Origin of the sequence: Mucilaginibacter pocheonensis, from assembly GCF_031456535.1 — a bacterium.
GTDB classification, from domain to species: domain Bacteria; phylum Bacteroidota; class Bacteroidia; order Sphingobacteriales; family Sphingobacteriaceae; genus Mucilaginibacter; species Mucilaginibacter pocheonensis.
In genome coordinates this window covers 983,580-1,002,718 of record NZ_JAVDUU010000001.1, presented here as the reverse complement: position 1 = coordinate 1,002,718, position 19,139 = coordinate 983,580, and the positions used below count along the sequence as shown (strand labels likewise).

Annotated in this window: 16 protein-coding genes; 1 reads left to right on the top strand and 15 read right to left on the bottom strand. The window is 44.5% G+C overall.

The genetic code is table 11. The features are described from left to right. Positions 1-178 precede the first annotated feature (178 nt). From J2W55_RS04180 to J2W55_RS04170, 3 genes are all read right to left on the bottom strand, one after another. Positions 179-577, bottom strand: coding sequence for a DoxX family protein (locus J2W55_RS04180; RefSeq protein ID WP_310092304.1), 399 nt, complete (start codon positions 575-577; stop codon positions 179-181). A 16-nt stretch (positions 578-593) separates the two neighbouring features. After that, on the bottom strand, positions 594-1,265 hold the full coding sequence (locus J2W55_RS04175) for an NAD(P)-dependent oxidoreductase (protein WP_310092302.1): 672 nt from the start codon (positions 1,263-1,265) through the stop codon (positions 594-596). A gap of 130 nt (positions 1,266-1,395) precedes the next feature. Next, a complete protein-coding gene (locus tag J2W55_RS04170) occupies positions 1,396-1,872 on the bottom strand; it encodes a CopD family protein (RefSeq protein WP_310092300.1) in 477 nt (158 codons plus the stop codon). 237 nt (positions 1,873-2,109) lie between these two features. Here J2W55_RS04170 and J2W55_RS04165 point away from each other — a divergent pair, with 237 nt between their 5' ends. Beyond that, entirely contained in the window at positions 2,110-2,286 is a 177-nt protein-coding gene (locus tag J2W55_RS04165) for a hypothetical protein (protein ID WP_310092298.1), read from the top strand. 120 nt (positions 2,287-2,406) lie between these two features. On the opposite strand, the gene J2W55_RS04160 is transcribed toward J2W55_RS04165, so the two are convergent. From J2W55_RS04160 to J2W55_RS04105, 12 genes are all read right to left on the bottom strand, one after another. After that, positions 2,407-5,022, bottom strand: coding sequence for a GH116 family glycosyl hydrolase (locus J2W55_RS04160; protein WP_310092295.1), 2,616 nt, complete (start codon positions 5,020-5,022; stop codon positions 2,407-2,409). A gap of 83 nt (positions 5,023-5,105) precedes the next feature. Further along, positions 5,106-5,294 carry a hypothetical protein gene (locus J2W55_RS04155; RefSeq protein WP_310092293.1) on the bottom strand — a complete coding sequence of 63 codons (189 nt, stop codon included), beginning with the start codon at positions 5,292-5,294 and terminating at the stop codon, positions 5,106-5,108. A 20-nt stretch (positions 5,295-5,314) separates the two neighbouring features. Next, positions 5,315-6,739 carry a sialate O-acetylesterase gene (locus tag J2W55_RS04150; RefSeq protein ID WP_310092291.1) on the bottom strand — a complete coding sequence of 475 codons (1,425 nt, stop codon included), beginning with the start codon at positions 6,737-6,739 and terminating at the stop codon, positions 5,315-5,317. After that, entirely contained in the window at positions 6,729-9,047 is a 2,319-nt protein-coding gene (locus J2W55_RS04145) for a DUF2961 domain-containing protein (RefSeq protein ID WP_310092288.1), read from the bottom strand. Before J2W55_RS04145 ends, J2W55_RS04150 begins: the two co-directional genes overlap by 11 nt. After that, positions 9,029-9,979 carry a glycoside hydrolase family protein gene (locus tag J2W55_RS04140; RefSeq protein WP_310092286.1) on the bottom strand — a complete coding sequence of 317 codons (951 nt, stop codon included), beginning with the start codon at positions 9,977-9,979 and terminating at the stop codon, positions 9,029-9,031. The genes J2W55_RS04145 and J2W55_RS04140 overlap by 19 nt, the downstream gene beginning before the upstream one ends. A 30-nt stretch (positions 9,980-10,009) precedes the next feature. Then, a complete protein-coding gene (gene hisD / locus J2W55_RS04135) occupies positions 10,010-11,326 on the bottom strand; it encodes a histidinol dehydrogenase (protein ID WP_310092283.1) in 1,317 nt (438 codons plus the stop codon). A gap of 26 nt (positions 11,327-11,352) precedes the next feature. After that, positions 11,353-12,459: a glycoside hydrolase family 43 protein gene (locus J2W55_RS04130; protein WP_310092281.1), complete on the bottom strand. Its 1,107-nt coding sequence runs from the start codon at positions 12,457-12,459 to the stop codon at positions 11,353-11,355. Positions 12,460-12,482: 23 nt separating this feature from the next. After that, positions 12,483-13,652: a glycoside hydrolase family 172 protein gene (locus tag J2W55_RS04125; RefSeq protein WP_310092279.1), complete on the bottom strand. Its 1,170-nt coding sequence runs from the start codon at positions 13,650-13,652 to the stop codon at positions 12,483-12,485. A 9-nt stretch (positions 13,653-13,661) separates the two neighbouring features. Further along, a complete protein-coding gene (locus J2W55_RS04120; RefSeq protein WP_310092277.1) occupies positions 13,662-14,843 on the bottom strand; it encodes a glycoside hydrolase family 172 protein in 1,182 nt (393 codons plus the stop codon). 6 nt (positions 14,844-14,849) lie between these two features. Next, positions 14,850-17,003: a hypothetical protein gene (locus J2W55_RS04115; RefSeq protein ID WP_310092275.1), complete on the bottom strand. Its 2,154-nt coding sequence runs from the start codon at positions 17,001-17,003 to the stop codon at positions 14,850-14,852. 69 nt (positions 17,004-17,072) lie between these two features. Further along, positions 17,073-18,287, bottom strand: coding sequence for a hypothetical protein (locus J2W55_RS04110; protein WP_310092273.1), 1,215 nt, complete (start codon positions 18,285-18,287; stop codon positions 17,073-17,075). Positions 18,288-18,290: 3 nt separating this feature from the next. Continuing rightward, positions 18,291-19,103 carry a glutamine amidotransferase gene (locus J2W55_RS04105; protein WP_310092271.1) on the bottom strand — a complete coding sequence of 271 codons (813 nt, stop codon included), beginning with the start codon at positions 19,101-19,103 and terminating at the stop codon, positions 18,291-18,293. Positions 19,104-19,139 lie beyond the last annotated feature (36 nt).

Below are 19,139 nucleotides of genomic sequence, written 5' to 3'. Positions count from 1 at the left end.
GCAAAATGAGCCATTCTATTGTAAAAATAATTTTACGGCTTTTAAGGGAAGTACCTAAAAAGAGGCAATTTTAAATCCAAACTGTTTTATTATTTGTAAAAGCTTATACTTATTATATTACGAAAATGTGAACTAATCAGCTTATTAAGCAGTATTGTTCAAAATCCGTTGCTAATCTCTACAATATATTCCTGTCACTGATCTGTTCATTTTTTTCTTTTTCAGATTTATTGAATTTATCAATGTACAACATGGATAAGATCATTAACACAAACACAAACAAGGGCTCGGCCGAAGCCAACATGGAATAACCACTATTGAGTTTTGCAATGAAGGCCGAAATAAGGTTAATACAAAAGCCAATATATATCCATTCTTTTATCCTGGCGGATACCTGCGGGATAAGCAACAGAAATGCCCCTATTATTTTAACCACTACAAGCTCAATCCTGAAATAGTTTGGAAAACCCAGGTGCTTAAATTCAACAGGGTTAGTGCCGGCATACCATGCGCTGAACAGCATAAAAAATGTAATACCGCCTGTTATTATCCAATAAGTTGTTTTGCTGTGTTTCATTTTGACAAGTTTTTACTCAATACGAGATCTCGATAGTTGCATTATAAGTAGCAGGGTTGTTAATATTGTTGATGATAAAATGAGCAACGTCGGCCCTGGATATTTTGAGGCAATTTTTCAGGAATGCGTTTATAGCTATACGATATTGTCCTGTTACCGGTTTATTGCTCAGTTGCGGCGGACGCATTATTGTCCAGAGCGTGTTGCTTTTCTTTACCAGTGCCTCCATTTTACGTAGGTCGGCATACATATTTCGCAGTAATTTCTGCACAATGTATTTGGCAACAAGTCGTATAAAAAAAGGCAGCACCGGGCTTATTTCAATAGCAGATGCCGAAATAAAGAAAACCCGCTCTATCCCTGCCCGCTGCATTGCCTGTAAAAGATTGGCATTGCCTGCAGAATATAAGGTTGTGGGTTTATCATTACCAAACCCTCCGCTTACACCTATTGCAGATATTACCGCATCCTTGTTCTCCAGGTACTTTTCAAACGTGCGGGAATCCGTGATATCGCCCTTAATTACCTCCAGGTTATGGTGGGTTAATGTTAAATTGGCGGGTGTGCGTAACACAGCCGTAACTTTATGCCCGGCTTGCAGCGCCAATTCAACACATTGCTCGCCTATGCCCCCATTTGCTCCCATAACTAACAGGCGGTAAACCGGTGGTGTATTTTCACTTTCCATTTTTTGATCTTTTTAAATGTTTTGATTCTTTATTGAGTCTTAGCGCATAAACACCTTATAAATGCAGGCACGCAGGAATTTTCAGGAAGGGTATGTCTAAAGCAATGTATTGGCGTGTATATTCAAGGTATCAGTTGAATTTAAAAACACTTAAAAAAACAATAGCGAAAAACAGTATCAATTGAACAAGGTAAAAGCGATTAAGCTTTGTTCTTAATTTATTACTTTGTTCCGTAAAACCCGGGCCACCATTGGCGATAACTTTCCGGAGCTTTAATCCCTGCCTTCTTCCGGCAACCAATCCGTTCAGAATTAAAATTACAACCAGCGTGAACTTTATCCTAAACCATACCTGTTCACCAAAAACTCCATGTGTCAACGCCATCATTCCCACACCGGTCAATATCAGTAAAGCCGCACCTATACCTGCGAGCCTTGAAAATTTTGAGGTCGCTTCAAGTAAGCCAGATGATATTTCCTGCCCGCCGTCTACTAACTTCCAAAATGTTTTAAATGTTGAATAGTCAATAATTGTAGTCCCAGCCATCATTATTAATCCGGTTAAGTGTAATGTAAGCAAGCCATCAATAAAAATTACTGTGTTCATAATGCTCTGATAAATTTTATAAATACTTGAAAATTAATTAATTACATCTATTTAAAACACAAGCTACTACCCTTATACTTTCTTTTGGTTGTATTTTATATTCAAATTTATGCCTTTTGGTAGTAACTATCAAAATATTATTTCATTTATTTAAAATTTACTACCAAAAGGCAGTAATTAAATTGAACAAAATTGTAGAATTGGTAAAATTGTGCGGTGCGAGTAAAAAGACTCTAATTGACTTTAAAAGGCCAGGAAACTATTAAAATAGCCGAAGACCGGGTACTCAGGGTTGCCAAAATGATGATGTATGGCCTGCTTGACGAGGATAAACAATTATGCATTAAACTGCTTACCCCCATTGACGAACGTTTTACCGGCACATTTCAAAAACAAAAGAATAAAACGCCTTGAAGAAAATTATAGAGAGGTCATATAAAAGAAACGGCTTCCTATTTATTATAGGAAGCCGTTTAATAATTGGATACACTACCGCATAGGCGTGATAATGCCTCTGCGTAAATGGCTTAGCAATTATACTTTTTCATAGGCAACATTCCCTTTAACCTTTTTACCTGAAATGCTAAAGCTTTTTACCGGTATTTTCCCATATACCACATTTAAAAGCGGTTTTCCATCCCTCAGGCTAACAATCCCAAAGCCTGTATTTGTTGACAAAAAACTCCTGAAGTCACCAACTTTTGAGTCGATGTGGAGCACTTTATCAACTGCGTCAAACCTGACACCTGTTAATGCTTGCAGTAATCCGTAACTCGACATGGCACGTGCGTACCAGTGACCGCATTCATACTCATTAAATGGATTGCGCACCCGGCCATCATAGCGATCGCGGCAAGTACGCACCACTTCAAGCCCTTCATTCACCTGTCCTGTTAATATCAGGTGCGAAGCCACCTGGTATTCTATACCTGTCCATACCTCATCGCTATAAACAAAAGGAATAGACAACTTGCCTCCCTGCGGCCAGGAGCATAACAACAACCCGCCCTCTTTACCAATGGCATAAGTAGGGCGCTGAGGATTAGCATGTTCCGACAAATCTTTTTTCAAATTGTACTTGTGTACCGCTGCCAGGTGCTGTTTTATTTTCCCCCGATCCAAAGCAACGTCTAAACCACACATATCCGCTATCCAGGCCCCCAGTATACCATCTGACAAACAGCCAGATCCATACTGATATTTCGGCCCCTCTTTTTTTAACAGGGCTGTAGCCTCTGCCGAACGGTTTTTCGCATTTGTCGGGTCGGCAGCATTCAGGCCGGTCCATTGTATTTTCTGAACAAAGTACTCACCATTAAACAAAGTGCTCTCCAAAAACGCTTTGCCTTTGGCAAATAAGGCTTCATATTTTGCTGTGGCCTCACCTAAAAATTTACCCATTGCCATAATTGACGTTAAAGCACCCAGATAAAAAGTAGTGCACATCGGATCTGCTCCCCAAAATTCAATATCGTAAGTGTTGTGATGGGGCTCTTCTAAAACACCATTGCCTCGCGGGTCCCAGGTTTTAATACAATAATCCATGCTCATTTTCACCTTCGGATATAGGCGTTTCAGCCAGGCGTTATCACCACTAATCCGCCACTCGCGGTATACCTTCATAATGCCGCCCAATTGCCCGTCTGATGCTGCGTGAAAATTATGCGCCACCGTACGTATTGGGATGGAAGTACGGAACTGCTGGTGTCCGTTACAATTCTGGCTCACTTCAAACTCGGTATTTCTCAATGTACGTTCAAGTGAAGGAAATAAATGTGAAACGGCTTGCGCGTAGTTCCATACATGGGTGCAGGAGCCATGACAGCTGCCCCAATTATCGCCGCAGCCCTCCCAGTTCCACATGCGCCCGTCAGTTTGCCGCAAAACCGTAGGTGATTTAAGGATAGTTAAATTTGCCGCTACCGCCTCCAGTACCTCTGGCGGAAGCGAGGAATCATAAAAAGCATCTTTAAAAAGCGTGGAATTTTTATAAAGCTGCTGATAATTTTGCTGCCAGTATGCAGCTACTTCATTTACACTTTTAAACCTGCCGCTGTACCAGGGTTTATGAAATTTATTCACAGGCTCACTAACCGCTTCGCAAGGCTGGTCATCATTATTTCGCGGCTCATCACCAATACGCAGGTTGGTATCAGGAACATACCAAGCCATCTGCAACTTTATGGTTTTCTTTTCGCCGGCGTTTAAAACCAACGGCACGTATAAGGACGCACCAGGCGCGCCTGCATCAACAGGTTCGTTTTTATTCAGGCTGGCGGCCTGAATAGTGTTCCAGGCCATAGTAACCGAGTCCCACCAATCGCCGCGGAACCAGCAGTGATCAACAACCGTATTGCCGTCATCGGTAAACACGGCAAAATCACCCGCCTTTTCAGGCGCCTTTTCTATACCATCCTGTGAGAGTATAAAACCGTTACTTATCGGTTTAATGGAATTCCTGCCATCCCTTTGTTGCATAAAATTCCTTGCATTGTACGAAAAAACGGCTTCAATATTTTTGCCGCTTGTGTTTTCAAACTCATACTCTAACCCGGCTACCGGCAGGCTTGAATTATCCGCATCGGTTGGAATAAAGGGATTCCATGCTGTAATGTTTACCTTTACTGGCATTGAAGCATCATGTAATTCTATTTGGGCGAAAGGGAAACGTGCGTTAAACCGGGCATCTTTAAATCGCGGCAAACCCCAGCTTTCACCACCGCCGCCAAGTCCGGAATCCCGTTGACCGAATTTTTTCCAGGCTGGGACCGGGCCTTCCAACACCCGCGCTCCCTTGTCCATGCCCTTTATGCTGATAGCGGCAAACATGCAAGGTTCATTATATATTTCGGGATTATTGCGTACCGATACGTGTGATATAGCGCCTGTGCCTTCTATACATATCATACCGGCGCCAATACCGCCCAAAGGAAATGCAATGCGACTTAAAAAAGCATCTTCATAAGGTTCATTGTAGGCACGCTTTCCATCGGTGGTATTATTTGTTACCGGTATTGGATGAGCATTGTTACCCGGGTGGTCCAGGCGATTTTTAGGCGAGGCAAACAACTCAGTAGGTATCGCGGAAACACCTAAAGCGCCAATACCTAAATTTTTGAGGAATTTACGCCTGTTATTATCTTCTTTCATAACGGTAAGTTTTATAGGTTATAAAGTCTTTTTCATAAATTTCAGCCTGGCTACGCGCATTCCATCCAGACCTGATTTCAATACTACATCAGTGCTACAATATAATACTGATCTTTTATCTTAATGATCTCTGGCGTGGCCACCGGAAGCTGCCCTACCAGGTATTGATCATTACATTCACTATCAACTATAGGCACATACCTATAGTTACTTTGGCTGTAGGTTATATCAAAAGCAAGCAGCAGGATCATTGTTACACAGTACTTTATCACCCCGCTTTCATAATTTTTAATTATTTAACCTCAACCGGCCAATTATCCGTACGGAACGGCCCAACCGGCAAGCCATTTTTACCAAATAAATTACCTATAGCTGTATTGCTAAAACCATAGCGTACTGCCACGGGTTGCTTTACCTGCGGGCTCCAGACTACTATCTCATCTTTTTTAACCGATGCATCGGCCGGGTAAAATATCTTATCCTCTCCGGCTATAAATAATTCCTTAATAGCTGTTCCCCTTATGGTTAGTCCCTTATCTGCATTATCAAATTGTATGATGGCCTTTGCTTTATTGATGATTATATTTTTAAATATCGGGCTTTTATAAACAACATCCGACAGATGGTAAGTTTCGGCGAGCGCCCAGTTGGCTAACCGCAAGCCCACATCGTATTTGTTGGCAGGGTGTACATTATTAGTATCGGCAACCAGATCGGTTATTACCACCATACCGGTGTTACTGTGTTTCATGCTTTTTGTTTGCGATTCGCGCATGAGAGCCCCTACATTTTTAAGCTGATATTTAAACGGCGCGACCTGTACAAAATAAAACGGGATATCCTTGTTCCACGCTTTACGCCAGGCATCTATCATTGATGTAAACAAACGCGGATAAGTAAGGGCATTTATCGTATTATTTTCACCCTGGTACCAGATTGCCCCGGCTATGGCGAAATTTTTTACAGGAGCTATCATGCCGTTATAGGCATATCCCGGCAAATTAGGGCACTGTCCGTTTGCCGCTATTTTAGTTGCGGCCTGCTTTAAAACGTCATCGTTGTTAACTACACTGTCTGGTGTCCATACTTCGGCAGATGAGCCTGACCAGGCAGCTTCTATCAGTCCAACCGGCACATTTAGTTTACTGTTTAAATTTTTGCCGAAAAAATAACCTACCGCGCTAAATGATCTTAGTGTGTTGCTGTCACAAACGGTCCATTGTGCGTTACAGTCATTTTGCGGCTCGTGGGCTGTTGCTTTGGGAATGTGAAAAAAGCGAATGTTACTGTTACCGGCAACCGGCAACACCTCTTTTATATCCTGCAAACCCCAATTACCACTCATTTCCATATTGCTCTGCCCCGAACATATCCATACCTCCCCTATCATGATGTTGGTAAGCACGATGGTATTATGTCCTTTTAAGGTAATTGTATAGGGCCCGCCGGCGGCCGGTGTAGTGATGTTCAACAACCAGTTGGCATTGCCATCGGGCCTTATTTCGGGATAAATCTTATTGTCCCAGGAAGTGGTAACTACAATTTTTTCATAAGGTTCGCCCCAACCCCATAACTTTACCTGGCTTTGCTGCTGCAAAACCATATTACTACCAATAACGGCCGGCAAACGGACATCAGCATAAGATATCATACGGGCACAAACCATGATGAGCACCGGTAACGCTTTTATAAACAATATCCTGATATTACTTTTCATTAAACTTTATATATTTTGATTTAGGGATAATATAACTGTATACCTGGTAACCCAGTTCGCTCCAGGCACTTTGTTCAGGGAAATCTCTGCCCGGATATAGCTGCTGCTGGTTAGGTACGAACTTTATTTTGACCCTTATGGCAGTAAGGCCTTTGCTAAGTTTAGCGGGGATTAAAAATTCATCGTCCCTGAAACGCCTGTTGGATGTTTGCACGTCATAAACACGCTTGCTAAGTTCGCCGGCCGGCCTTGAAACAACACAGGTGTTGGCCCCCGCCAGGTACCATATCCCCGCTTTTTTCCATTGTATTTTTTCCGGCGCCTGCCCATTAATGGCTTTAGCTATATAGACTTCTGCGGTTTGATTGGGATAACTGTAGTCAAGCGTCCGGCGTAACAGCGCACCTTTATTGTCAGCACTGAGTTTTACTGTAAACTCTGATGTACCGCGGGTATAACGCCCGTCTTCATTATGCGGGGGATATATTTCCTTACCCATTAATTCTTTGTAACCAGGTTTCTTGCTCAGATCATACCCCCATGCACCTTTGGGGTAAGTATCCGGTCCCCATTCAAATCTTGAATTGACAACCTGTACCGCTGACGCTCCGGGCGAATTGTAAGCATGCTGCTGCTCGCTTTTTATTTGTCCAATATCTATAGCATCGGTTTTTATTAATGATGGCGCGGGTAAGCCATACCAATAGGTAACGGTTTCATAATGTTCTTGTGATACATTTTCGCTGTGCTCAAAACGGATCACGGCGCGATTGCCAAAGGGCATCAGATCGGCAATCAGGAAACGGTATGCCGACTGGATGAGGTCTTTCTCATTAACAGCCGTTTCCTTTTTTGTCGACCCGCAGGGATGACCGGCCAAAGGTAAGGTCATGTTTTCGCCGCCCCAATAGTCGCCGCCGCCAGCCCACTCTTCGGTGCCAGTGCCATAGGCTTGCGGTGTTTGACTGTCGTCAAAGAAGAAACGCGGGTCGCCCTCCAAAGTATTCAGGTTGGCATTGTGTGAAAATATGAACGAAGTACCCACAAAGCTGCCCGACCAATCCCTGTGTCCTTCCACTCCACGGGTATCAAGCCAGGCCATATCCTGCCCCAGGTCGGGTTTGGGAAAATCGCGATAGGTTGCATGAAAGTAGCTGCTCAAATTTGGTTTCGTATTTAACGGTTCGTACCTGATCTCATAACCAATCTGAGTGTCCTGTGGGGATATACCTGTCAGTTCAAATTTGGCCGATTTAAAAAACGGCATTGGATAATAACAAGCCAGTTCAACCTTTTCATCAGCATAATTAAAATGTATATTGATAGGCAGCCCCTTCACAAACTCAGCTTTGCTATCGCGGTTATACAAAGTACCTGCGCCAAAGAACAAACACAAAGGCGCGTCAACCGATGGATATTTTGCTCCATCCCAGGTTACCCGGATCCTTAAGCGTTCCAGATCAATAGCCTTATTGGCAGGTAACGTAAATTTCAATGCTCTGATGGATGAATTTGCCGCATTTATAGCGGATACCAGCACTTCTTTTTTATCAAGTTTTATTTTGCCGCGCACCGTTTTAACATTTTTAGGGGCGATGTCCGTTCCGGCGCGGTTTAACAGGTCTGTTACATCCTGGTCGGGTGCTTTGCTTGCATCCCATGATTTAACAGGTTGCGAAATACCGGCATCATTAGCGTATAAATGATAGATGTAGTAACCCGTACCATAAAATGTACGGGAGTAGGCAATACTCATAGAATCCCGGAAAGGCATGGGCGTCCAAATCAGGTCGGCGCCTTTAGTGGTGGCCCATGTCCATGCCCAGGGTTTTGGAAAAGGTTTATTAGGTATAAATTCGGTTTGTTTAAACACTTTATCGGCATTTACAGGTGCGGCAGTGGCTGTTTCCTTTACTATATTATCTGTACCGTCTACCATGAAATGCCAGGGACTGCCATGCCAGTGGTTTGTCCGGAAGAAATATAATATGCCTTTGCCTTTTACATCAAGGGTAACATTTTCATCCTCCTTGTTCATAAAAAGAAAATGGGAGGCGTCGTACCCGCCGCCGTTGCGGTCATAAGTGCTCCGCATATAGGCCCTTACCCCTACACGCTGAAAGGGCAACAAGTCCCAGCGGCGATAGGCATCTAACCCAATGGGAATGGCTGGTGCTTTACCTGACCTTTTTTTTACCTGCGCATATGAATGAACAGGCAAAGCCAGGATTGCTACCCATAAAAGTACCTGCAAAAAACGCTTCCTATTATTCAAATAACTCATAAATGCTACTCCTTTATTTTCCATTGCAGAGGAGCTAAAGAGAGCCCTTTCTTGTCCCAGCCTGTATTAGAAATGAACCAGCCTTCTTTTTTATCATATACTACTTCGGCGGCGTGAACAGGTAATGTGCACACCAGGTTTTCTACAGGAAAATTCTCCGGGTCTTTGGAATAATACACATCTGTACGGTTATAACTTGTCATGGCCCGGCAGATAAATAAATAAAACATACCGTTTTTATGTACCACGAACGAGCTTTCGGCATCGCCGCCCCAGTTAACCTTAAATGGTTGCACGTGCGCTATTTTGGCGCCGCTCCAGTGCAAAAGGTCATTACCGGTACGCACCGCTACTGACGAGCGAAGATCAACCTCATTAAATACCTTCGTGTAATAGTAGTAATATTTACCCTTGTATTTCATGATATAGGAGTCCCTGGCGTGCCCGGGATCGCTGAACAGCGGGTTACGGTCATGCCTTGTCCAGGTGTAAAGATCATTACTGGTAGCCAGGCATAGCTGCCCCCATGAAGCATAATTTGGCGCGTTTTCCTGCATATTGCCTATGTTATAAAACATGTAATAAAGCCCGTGGTCTTTTAGGATATATGGAGCCCATAATACACGCTCTACGCCGGGTTTTGCAGTTAAGGCATACCCGTGATCTTCCCATTTTGACTGTTTGATAGATTTGGCCGTAATATGAAAAAAACGAGTCTCGTTCCAGGGCGAAACCGGTAAGTGATGGATAATACCGAACGCATGCCAGGTACCGTCTTTGGCTTTTATAAAAGTATGGTCATTGGTATACCAGTTTCCGCCTTCGCGGGTATCATTAGGGTCAAATATGTGAACAAAAGGCCCGCTTATTTCCGGGATTTCCAATGCCGGCTTTTGTCCTGAGGCCGTCATACTGCTGACCAGCAACACAATTGTCGATACCAAAGTAATTTTCATAATTTTAATTTACGCCAGATGTGCTTGTTATTAATATTTTTTTTGTTCAGCATCAGAAGTTATCAAACTTTGCTTTTTACCATAGCGCCTTACCCTTAGCGCCGCCTGTTCTTTATGTGCAGCAAAACCTTCCAGTTCGCATAAGCGCATGGCATACTCACCGATAAAGGCGCTTGCCTCCTCCGTGCATCTTTGATACGTACAATTTTTAAGGAATTTACCCACCCAAAGACCGCCGGTATATTTAGCCGCTTTCATGGTAGGCAAAGTATGGTTAGTGCCAATAACCTTATCGCCATAAGCTACATTAGTTTCGGGGCCCAGGAACAGCGCGCCGTAATTGGTCATCTTATCCAGAAAAAACTGCGGTTCCTTTGTTAATACCTCCACATGCTCATAAGCCAGCTTATCGGCCTCAAAAACAGCTTCTTCTTCGCTGGCAACCAAAATAATAGACCCATTTTGTTCCCATGCCACCCGGGCGATATCTGCTGTTGGCAATAGTTGCAGCTGGCGCTCAATCTCCATAACGGTTTCCTTTGCCAAAGCAGCCGATGTAGTAATAAGTGCAGCCGGCGAAGTTGGGCCATGCTCTGCCTGGCCCAAAAGGTCACAGGCTACCATTTCAGCATCGGCTGTATCATCAGCGATAACCAATACCTCCGTGGGGCCGGCAAACAGATCGATACCTACACGCCCGAATAACTGGCGTTTTGCTTCGGCTACGTAAGCGTTACCGGGACCAACTATCATATCAGTAGCCTTAATGGTATCAGTGCCTACAGCCATGGCCACCAGGGCCTGCACGCCGCCCAATATATAGATCTCATCGGCGCCAGCCAGGTGCATGGCACATACCGTAGCCTGCGGAATTCGTCCGTTTATAGGCGGTGTACACGCTATTACCCGTTTTACGCCTGCCACCTTTGCTGTTAACACACTCATGTGGGCCGATGCTACCATGGGGTACCTGCCGCCCGGAATGTAACAACCTACACTGTTAACCGGAATATTCTTATGCCCCAGAAACACACCGGGCAGGGTTTCTATCTCCACATCCAGAATGGATGCCCTTTGTTGTTCCGCAAAAAACCTGATCTGTTTTTGGGCAAATAAAATATCGTCTATTACCTGTTGGGGAGTATTGCTCATAATTTCGCTGATGCTTTCCTCACTAAGCCTGAACGATGCCGGCGACCAGTGATCAAATGACTCCGAATACCGCCTTACAGCCTCATCACCATGCTCTTCAATATCGCTTATTATTTTTTGTACGGTTTTTTTAACTTTTGTATCCGCATCCTTAATGTCCAACGCGCTTCTTCCGCTTTTTAAAACCTCTGCCATTGTTATTTTTATATAATTATTTGTTATTACTCTCCTGAAGGTTTTGTTAAGCTTTGTGTTGTACTTACCGGCACACCAAAATTTGGCGTACCATCTGTGTTCCAGGTAAACTTTTGTATTCTGGGACTCCTTGCACCGCCGCAACCCAGTCCGCTTTGCGCGTTAGCGTGGTAAATGATCCAGTCTTCTTTACCATCTTTTGATTTAAAAAAACCATTATGGCCCGGCCCAAACACGTTGTTTTCAATGCTTTTGCTAAATACCGGGACGGCGCTCTTGGTCCAGTCGGCGGGGTTTAACGGATCGCCGTTCTCTTTAAGGCTGAGCATACCCAAACCATAATTATCGGTATGACAACTGCTGCCGGAGTATACCAGAAAAACGCGACCTGCCGCATTCTTCAAAATCTCGGGCCCCTCATTAACAGCCGATCCGTTTTTTTCCCAGTCATATTGTGGCAGCGATAGCTGAACCTTGTGGGTTTTGAGCGTCCAGGGGTTTAACATTTCGGCTATATAGATGCGCTGGGTAATGTCTGATCCTGAAATTTGACCGCTCCAGATAAAGTATAATTTATCTTTATACTCCAGTACAGTACCGTCGATAGCAAAAAAATCACCATCAGGGTCGCTCAGCTTGCCTTTATCTGTCCATGAACCATCCAACGGCTCCGCAGCTGAATTTTCCAATACAAAACAACGCTGGGTGGCAAGGTCTGATGATGCGCCGGCTGTGTAATACATATACCATTTCCCCTGCAGATAATGCAGCTCGGGCGCCCAGATATTTTTAGAGTTAGGGCCGCTTGCGGGAGGTGTCCACACAACGGTAGGGTTGGCTTTGGCCAGCTCAGATATTGCCGGTGTTTTGGTAATGGAAATTTTAGATACCCCGGTGCTCATATAATAAAATGAGTTACCGCTTTTAATTACCCAGGGATCTGCACCGCTGCCCAGTAAAGGGTTCTTGAAAGTTGTTTCTTTTTTTGGAGGATCAGGCGGTTGTACCACATTTTGAGCGCTTTTTTTGGTACATGATAAAATGATGATAACCGGGGCCAGCAACAATAGTAACCGTACCCAATAATTGTGTTTGATAGCTTGTATGATCAAGGTTCTGTAATCTCTTTTCATTGGTATATATTTTTGTTGATGTGTTAATTGCCCCACAATTTAGGGTCGTTACCTTTACTTTTTCGCCATTCGTTACGCCAGCGGTGTATATCAACCGGACCTATCATTGGCTTAGGCCTGCGGGCTGCGGCGTCGGGTATAGGGAGTATCCGTTCGGCCTTATCCTGGTACCAGTAAGCTACACTTGCCAGGTCAAGCGTTAATACATTGGTACTGCCATGCTCAATGGTGAATTTCAAGGAGCTGTCAAAATAAACCGGATCGGCAATATTAAAACGGTATATATGTGTTTTGCCCAGGAAACCGATGTCATTATTCACTTTGGCATAACCAAAATATGGGGTGCTGTACGGTGTTTTGGGTGCACCCCAGGAAGTATTAAAATAATCCTCGGTACCGGTACCGTTCAGCGCGGGTTTATCGTCGCCGTCAATGAATATCATGTCGTCACCTTCGCCGTACCAGTATGGAGTGGGCGAATGCACATAGTAATTTACGCCCACAAAATGGCCTTTGCCTTTAATATCGGCTATTACATAATTATTGGCGCCTGTTTTATTAGGCTTATTGGGACCAAACATCCAGTGCTCATTTTCAACACTATCTGCCGGACCGGTTAGTTGTTTATTATACCAGGCATGAAACCTGCCGGTATTGGGCGGCAGCTTTTTCATTTCTGTATAATCCACATAAAAATAAAAGGCTGTAATATCTTTACCCGATTGGTTTTCTATCTCGATACGTGCCCCTTTTGCAAAAGGCATGGCAAAGTAGCTTACCAGGCCATTCCCGTCAGACGGGGTTGCCAGTAAAGGCGCAGAGGTGAACAAATAGGATTCCTGCCAGCCCTGGCCAAAAAACGGCCCGATTGGCGATTCAACAGAGGGATAATCGTTACCATCCCAATACATCCGGATAATAATATCATTTCGGCTCAAAAAGCGTGGCTCGGGTGCTATCGTAATCCAGATATGATCAATAACGCCCGCGCCTTTTACATTAAAAATGGTACGCTTATCGCCGTTTTTAATATTTTGTAGATTGTCATGATTATCGCCGCTTTGGTCATAACTGCTTACCCGCTTTGATTTTACATTATGTTTTATCTCTGTAAGCCCCATCATTTCCTGGGCATGTACCTGCACGATAAAAACAAGCAAAAAGGCAATTGATATGTATTTTAATAATCTCATACTGATAGCTTAATTACCCCAAAGTTTTGGATCGTTACCTTTGCTTTTGCGCCATTCGTTGCGCCACCTGTGGATATCGCCAATGTTGATGAGCGGCATAGGTTTCCGCGCGGCCGCATCCGGAATAGGTGGTACCGGATTGGCTTCGCTCTGGTACCAATAGGCCACACTGGCAAGGTCAAGCGTAAGCACGTTGTTATGTCCGTGTTCAATAGTGAATTTGAAAGCTTTGTTAAAATATAACGGATCGGTAATGTGAAACCGATACAAATGTGTGCGCCCCAGCCAGCCTATGTCATTATTAACCCGGGGATAGCCATAGTAGGGATGTGAGAAAACAGATTTAGGACACCAAGCAGTGTTAAAGTAATCTTCGGTACCGGTACCATTAAGTGTTGGTTCGGTCGCATTATCAATAAATATCATTTCATCACCCTCACCATACCACACCGGTGTGGGCGAATTAACATAATAGTTTACCCCCACAAAATGACCCTTGCCTTTAATATCGGCAATCACGTAGTTATCCTTACCCAACAGGTTGTTGCCGGGTTTACCCAAAATCCCCCATTCGTTCTCTCCTTCGGTTTTTGAGGTCCCCGTGAGCTGTTTGTTATACCAGCTGTGAAAGCGCCCGGTATTGGCAGGCAGCTTATCCAAAGCGGCATAGTCAATGCTGTAGTAAAAATGACCAATGCTGCGGCCCGACTGGTTATCTATTTCGATCCTGGCACCGTTACTAAAGGGCATGGTAAAATAACACACCATGCCACGCCCCTCAACCGGGCTTGCCGAAAGCGGTAAGGCACTATATTCATATGATTCGTTCCAGCCCTGGCCGAAGAACGGACCTATGGGTGATACTACAGATGGATATTCTTTACCATCCCAATACATTTTAATGATCACATCATTACGGCTCAGCGTACCGGGATCAGGCGCCATGGTGATCCATATATGATTAATTATCCCCGCGCCTTTTACTTCAAAAACGGTTTTCTTTTCGTCTTTGGCGATTCTTATAAAATCGTCGCCGCCGCCGGTGCGATCATAGCTGCTGATCCTTTTGGAGGTCATCCCCTGTTGTATCTGTGACAGAGCCGACAGGTCATTATTCAAGACCTGCGCATGTACAGCACTGTTGATCAGCACAGTAACAAAGAGTAAAATATTAAGAATTATTTTTTTCACGTGATGTTATTGTTTAAACATTTGGTCAATTGCCGGTTTTGCCTTGATTTTTATGGCCGAGTTTTTAGTCACCTCCCAAAAGCTTTCATGCTGCTGTATCTGTATTTGCGAAGTAACTATCCAGCTCTGGATCCAGCCGGTTAACGTACACCATGCTCCCCAACCTGCGTCGGAGTTGGACGCCCAGTAGTCCCAGCGGCCATAATCAAAGGCGCGCATCCAGGCGCCATCTAAATCATTATGTTTGGTGCTTTGTACCTGTATCCGGGTCATGAAGTCAGACAGTTTATCAACCGCATCCTTATATTTCTTATTACCGGTGGCTTGTGCCGCCTCATTCAGGCTGAACAGGGCAAAATTGCAGGTATACAACATACAGGCAGCTTTTTCGCCGTTCCTAAAAATGAGCGATCCCTCATCTGAACCATAATCGGCATTGGTATTCAAGGCTTTGAACATGCCTTTTCCTTTGCCCAGTTCCTCCTGTATGGCGCCGCTTGCATCCTGATATTTCAATATTTCATTCACCATTTTGTCAAGCCATTGGCGGTGTTCTTCTGTATCTTCAATCCGCACCAGCCAGGCCAGCGGCAATATCATACGGGCACGCTGCGTTTGCATACTGCTGCCCCACAACCACTTTTCGGGGTAGGCATCCATGGTTATTTTAATAGCCTCTTTTGTACGGGCAAGCAAGGGCTCATACCCTGTTTTACTGTATAGCCATAAATAACAAGCCCACATCCATGATTCAAAGTGCGGTGATATATGTGTACGGTCCTGATCATAATAATGCTGCCAGCCATTTTTAATAATATCCGCTTCTTCCAGGCGCTCTCCCCTGAAACCTTGTTTGCCGGTTGTTCGGAAATTGCCCAGGATAGCTTCGGCCAGTTCCTTATCCCATTTATCGGTATGCAGATATGATGACGCGGCTATAGCTCCCAGTATAGCCCGGGAATTGTCATCGCCATAAAAAGTTGTTGAGTTGGAAGTTGACCAGCCTAAAAGACCATAAGCGGCGCTTTTAGGATCATTTTTATTACCAGCCCGCAAGTTGGATGTTTTGAACAGGTAATTAATCAAATTGGCCGATTTGGCTTCATATTCCTTATTATTTAACAGCCTGCCGGCAGCGGCCATGGCCATACTTACCTCGCCCTGTACATCGGCCCGCATCCAATAACGGTATTGCTGGCTGCCGTCATAGTAAATGGTAGAGGTATGGCCCTCAATAATCCCTTCGCTGCCATTACCATTGGGTTTACTTTGGCTTACCGGCGGCCCAACCGGAGTAGAATTATTGGACCCATCGTATTTGAGCCAGTCGGATTTCCAGCTTGGATCAATAAAAAAACGACCATTGTTAAACCATTGCGCGCCTTTTTTAATACTATTCAACCGGGCTGTAGCCGGTAATGGCTCATCGCGGTTAAACATTGGTTTAACATCTTCAACCCATTTATCCAGGTTAACGGTTTTATTACCGGTTATGCGCGCTAAAATATATTTCCATACGGCTTTAATGGCCTGTTGCGGACCATACCGTCCGGTTTCAAAATTACTTAAACCGGTCATGCTGATCAGCGCGCCGCCCCGCTCAAAAAGCAAGGGATAGGCTTTGGTATCTTTAAGCCCATATTCAGCTTTGTCAAAACCTACCACCTTGGCCAATACAATTAGTGGGTTATTTACCTCAACCGGCAGTATATAGCTATTTTGTATGGCCAGCAGAGCCATCGGCTTTAACTCATTGCCAAACACATCTGCGGTTATAACGGCACGCTCCAGGTGGGTTTCAACCGGCTTTTGAGGGATGTTTAATCCGGGAAATGCCGAGGGGTATTCCACATAAAGCTTTAGCCCCTTTTTATTGGCCTGGTTAAGTATTGCTTGAGTGATCTGGTTAACCGGATCAGTTTTTGGGTACGCGTCGGCAATAATAAATACCCCTGCCCCGTTTGCAGCAGCATTTATTGCCGCCCTCGGAGTGCTGTATTTTTTGATCACGAAACCTTCGCGCTTCAGCAGCTGGTAAAGGTCATTCTTTTCGCTGCCATAAAAATACACCTGCTTACCTTTTGCAAAGCTTTGGGTAAAGGTTAATGTAAGTAGCAGGCACGCCCAAACAACACTTTTAATTGTTATAGTTGTTTTCATATCATTTATTGTTGTGGTTTTTCAACCAGACCAGATCGCTCTTTTTTTAGTTCGATAATTTATCTGTATCTATTTGTTATACAATTCATTCAGCAAACGTAAAGCTTCATTACTAACCACTCTATCGGCACCAGCTTCCATGTATGACCATTTGCCCGGGCCGGCCTCATACCCTCCCAATTGCAGTGCTTCTTGGGTGGGGATATACCCAATGTTGTTTTCACCATAAGCTGCTACTATGGTATAAGCAAACGGTGAGTTTTTTTCGATCTCCAGAGCGGTTTCTACAAAGGGTTCGCCGGGTAAAAAAACTATGGCCAGTGAACCCAATTTTATGGCGCTGAAACGGGCCAGGGCATCAAGTTTGTTCACTACACCTGTTCCCTGCCTTACCCCAAGCTGTAGCGCGCTACGCGAAAAAGCAAAATCAGCATGGTTTATCCCTGCCTCGTTTTGGCCGTTCAACACTGTTTTGGCCAAAGCAAGCCCGTGTCTGTGCGCGTATAAAGGCCCCATAGAAACCGTTGGCGGGTTGGTATCACCAGCTGCTCCGTTTAAAAACATGGGCATACCGTTTTGGGCTGATAATTCCAGCGCCCTGCACATCTCTCCGGGAAACTCAGATGAGATATGTTTCATGCACATTTCGTGCACAGGATGGCAAATGGCCTGAACTACCGTGGCTACTCCTTTACCATCCTCATCGTAAAAACGGATAGTTTTAACACGCCTGTCAACAGGGGGCAGATCAAGCAGTTGCGGAGCTATGGGCTGTATACTGTCTGACATGATGATACCGCCGGGTGTTTTGATACGGCGCTGCATCGAAAAATTGTTCAGCTCATCATAAAAGAACGACAGGGTACATGGCCTGGCGGCTGCAACAGCAAGCTTAATGGCTTCTTTTATCCTGAATTGTACCTGGGCCAGCCAGAACTGATAGATCTCCGTGAGGTATAAATCTGATAACGCTACGGACTCAGGTGCATTGTGGGTATGCGTACAGGTAAAAATGATCTTGTCCGGATCAATACTATCAGTCATGCCCTGTTTAAATTTGTCCCATCCGCCAACGGCGGTATCATTTAGGGCAATCAGGTCGGTTGAAACCAATGCCACTATTTCGGAATCCCACCTGAGTACCAGAACACGCGCTTTTAACGGTAACCTTACCGATTCAAACGGTTCATAAAGCCCATTAACAGATGAGGTTAGCAAACCCACTTCCAATGGTGGGGTTATATCAGTAACCGAGGTACCGGCAAACAATTGAGGCAGCGTCATTTTCTATTTTTGCTTTTTAACCCAGTTTAATGATTGCTGCCAAAACTGGTCATAGCCCTCCCATAGCTCAAAGTTTATTCCCCAGTGCGGCGCCGGGTCAGACATGTAGGTTAATACACGGCCCTTGCCATATTCGCCGGCCACAACCAGCGGGTGCCCGGTTTCTTTTACGCGTACCAGTACCTGTCCTTCAGGCTTTTCATTTACCTCGTTATAACCAAATATGGGCGGAAATTTGTTCCATGCCAGTCCCTTAACCGCAGGGTGATCAGGTATCAGCACCTCCGCTGTAAAACCTGCCGATGACTCAACCAGATCCTCAATCAGCAAACAATCAACAGGTAAAACTTCCTTTAGCGAGCTCCTGCCCCATCCTGATTTTGCCTGCACACCGCTGAAGGATAACCAGCCGCCCAGCATCATCATTCCGCCGCCATCGTTGATCCATTGTTTGATCACATTAAGCCTGTCAGGAAATGTCACTACTTTATTTTCGCGCCTGGCACGGTCAAAAAAGCTTGGGTATAAATGAAAACATTTAGCTTCAACATCGCTAATGATCAAACAGGCCGAGTGCTCCAGGTACTCTTCCAGCTTACCTGGCTCCAGGCGGTATAGTTCCCAGTTAGCCAGGGGTGTTACATCAACCAGGTGTTCGAGTGCCTCGGTGAGGCGTTCGCCGTAAAAATGCAGATCGGCATCTTTTGTTTCTGTTCCAAAGGGGGTTTCGATAAATGTAGGGCCAACGTGAAATACCCAGTCGCCGAGGTATAATACGTGTTCGTCTTTTGATCTGAATTCTTTTTTTGCTCTCATAAATTTTTTAGCATGTTGTATTAATTATTAATTTTT

What these genes read in the sequence shown, in the direction of transcription:
- J2W55_RS04140 (WP_310092286.1), bottom strand. Translation starts at nt 9,979, where the DNA reads ATGAAAATTACTTTGGTATCGACAATTGTGTTGCTGGTCAGCAGTATG.
- hisD (WP_310092283.1), bottom strand. Translation starts at nt 11,326, where the DNA reads ATGGCAGAGGTTTTAAAAAGCGGAAGAAGCGCGTTGGACATTAAGGAT.
- J2W55_RS04175 (WP_310092302.1), bottom strand. Translation starts at nt 1,265, where the DNA reads ATGGAAAGTGAAAATACACCACCGGTTTACCGCCTGTTAGTTATGGGA.
- J2W55_RS04180 (WP_310092304.1), bottom strand. Translation starts at nt 577, where the DNA reads ATGAAACACAGCAAAACAACTTATTGGATAATAACAGGCGGTATTACA.
- J2W55_RS04150 (WP_310092291.1), bottom strand. Translation starts at nt 6,739, where the DNA reads ATGAAAAGTAATATCAGGATATTGTTTATAAAAGCGTTACCGGTGCTC.
- J2W55_RS04145 (WP_310092288.1), bottom strand. Translation starts at nt 9,047, where the DNA reads ATGGAAAATAAAGGAGTAGCATTTATGAGTTATTTGAATAATAGGAAG.
- J2W55_RS04110 (WP_310092273.1), bottom strand. Translation starts at nt 18,287, where the DNA reads ATGACGCTGCCTCAATTGTTTGCCGGTACCTCGGTTACTGATATAACC.
- J2W55_RS04125 (WP_310092279.1), bottom strand. Translation starts at nt 13,652, where the DNA reads ATGAGATTATTAAAATACATATCAATTGCCTTTTTGCTTGTTTTTATC.
- J2W55_RS04130 (WP_310092281.1), bottom strand. Translation starts at nt 12,459, where the DNA reads ATGAAAAGAGATTACAGAACCTTGATCATACAAGCTATCAAACACAAT.
- J2W55_RS04105 (WP_310092271.1), bottom strand. Translation starts at nt 19,103, where the DNA reads ATGAGAGCAAAAAAAGAATTCAGATCAAAAGACGAACACGTATTATAC.
- J2W55_RS04170 (WP_310092300.1), bottom strand. Translation starts at nt 1,872, where the DNA reads ATGAACACAGTAATTTTTATTGATGGCTTGCTTACATTACACTTAACC.
- J2W55_RS04115 (WP_310092275.1), bottom strand. Translation starts at nt 17,003, where the DNA reads ATGAAAACAACTATAACAATTAAAAGTGTTGTTTGGGCGTGCCTGCTA.
- J2W55_RS04160 (WP_310092295.1), bottom strand. Translation starts at nt 5,022, where the DNA reads ATGAAAGAAGATAATAACAGGCGTAAATTCCTCAAAAATTTAGGTATT.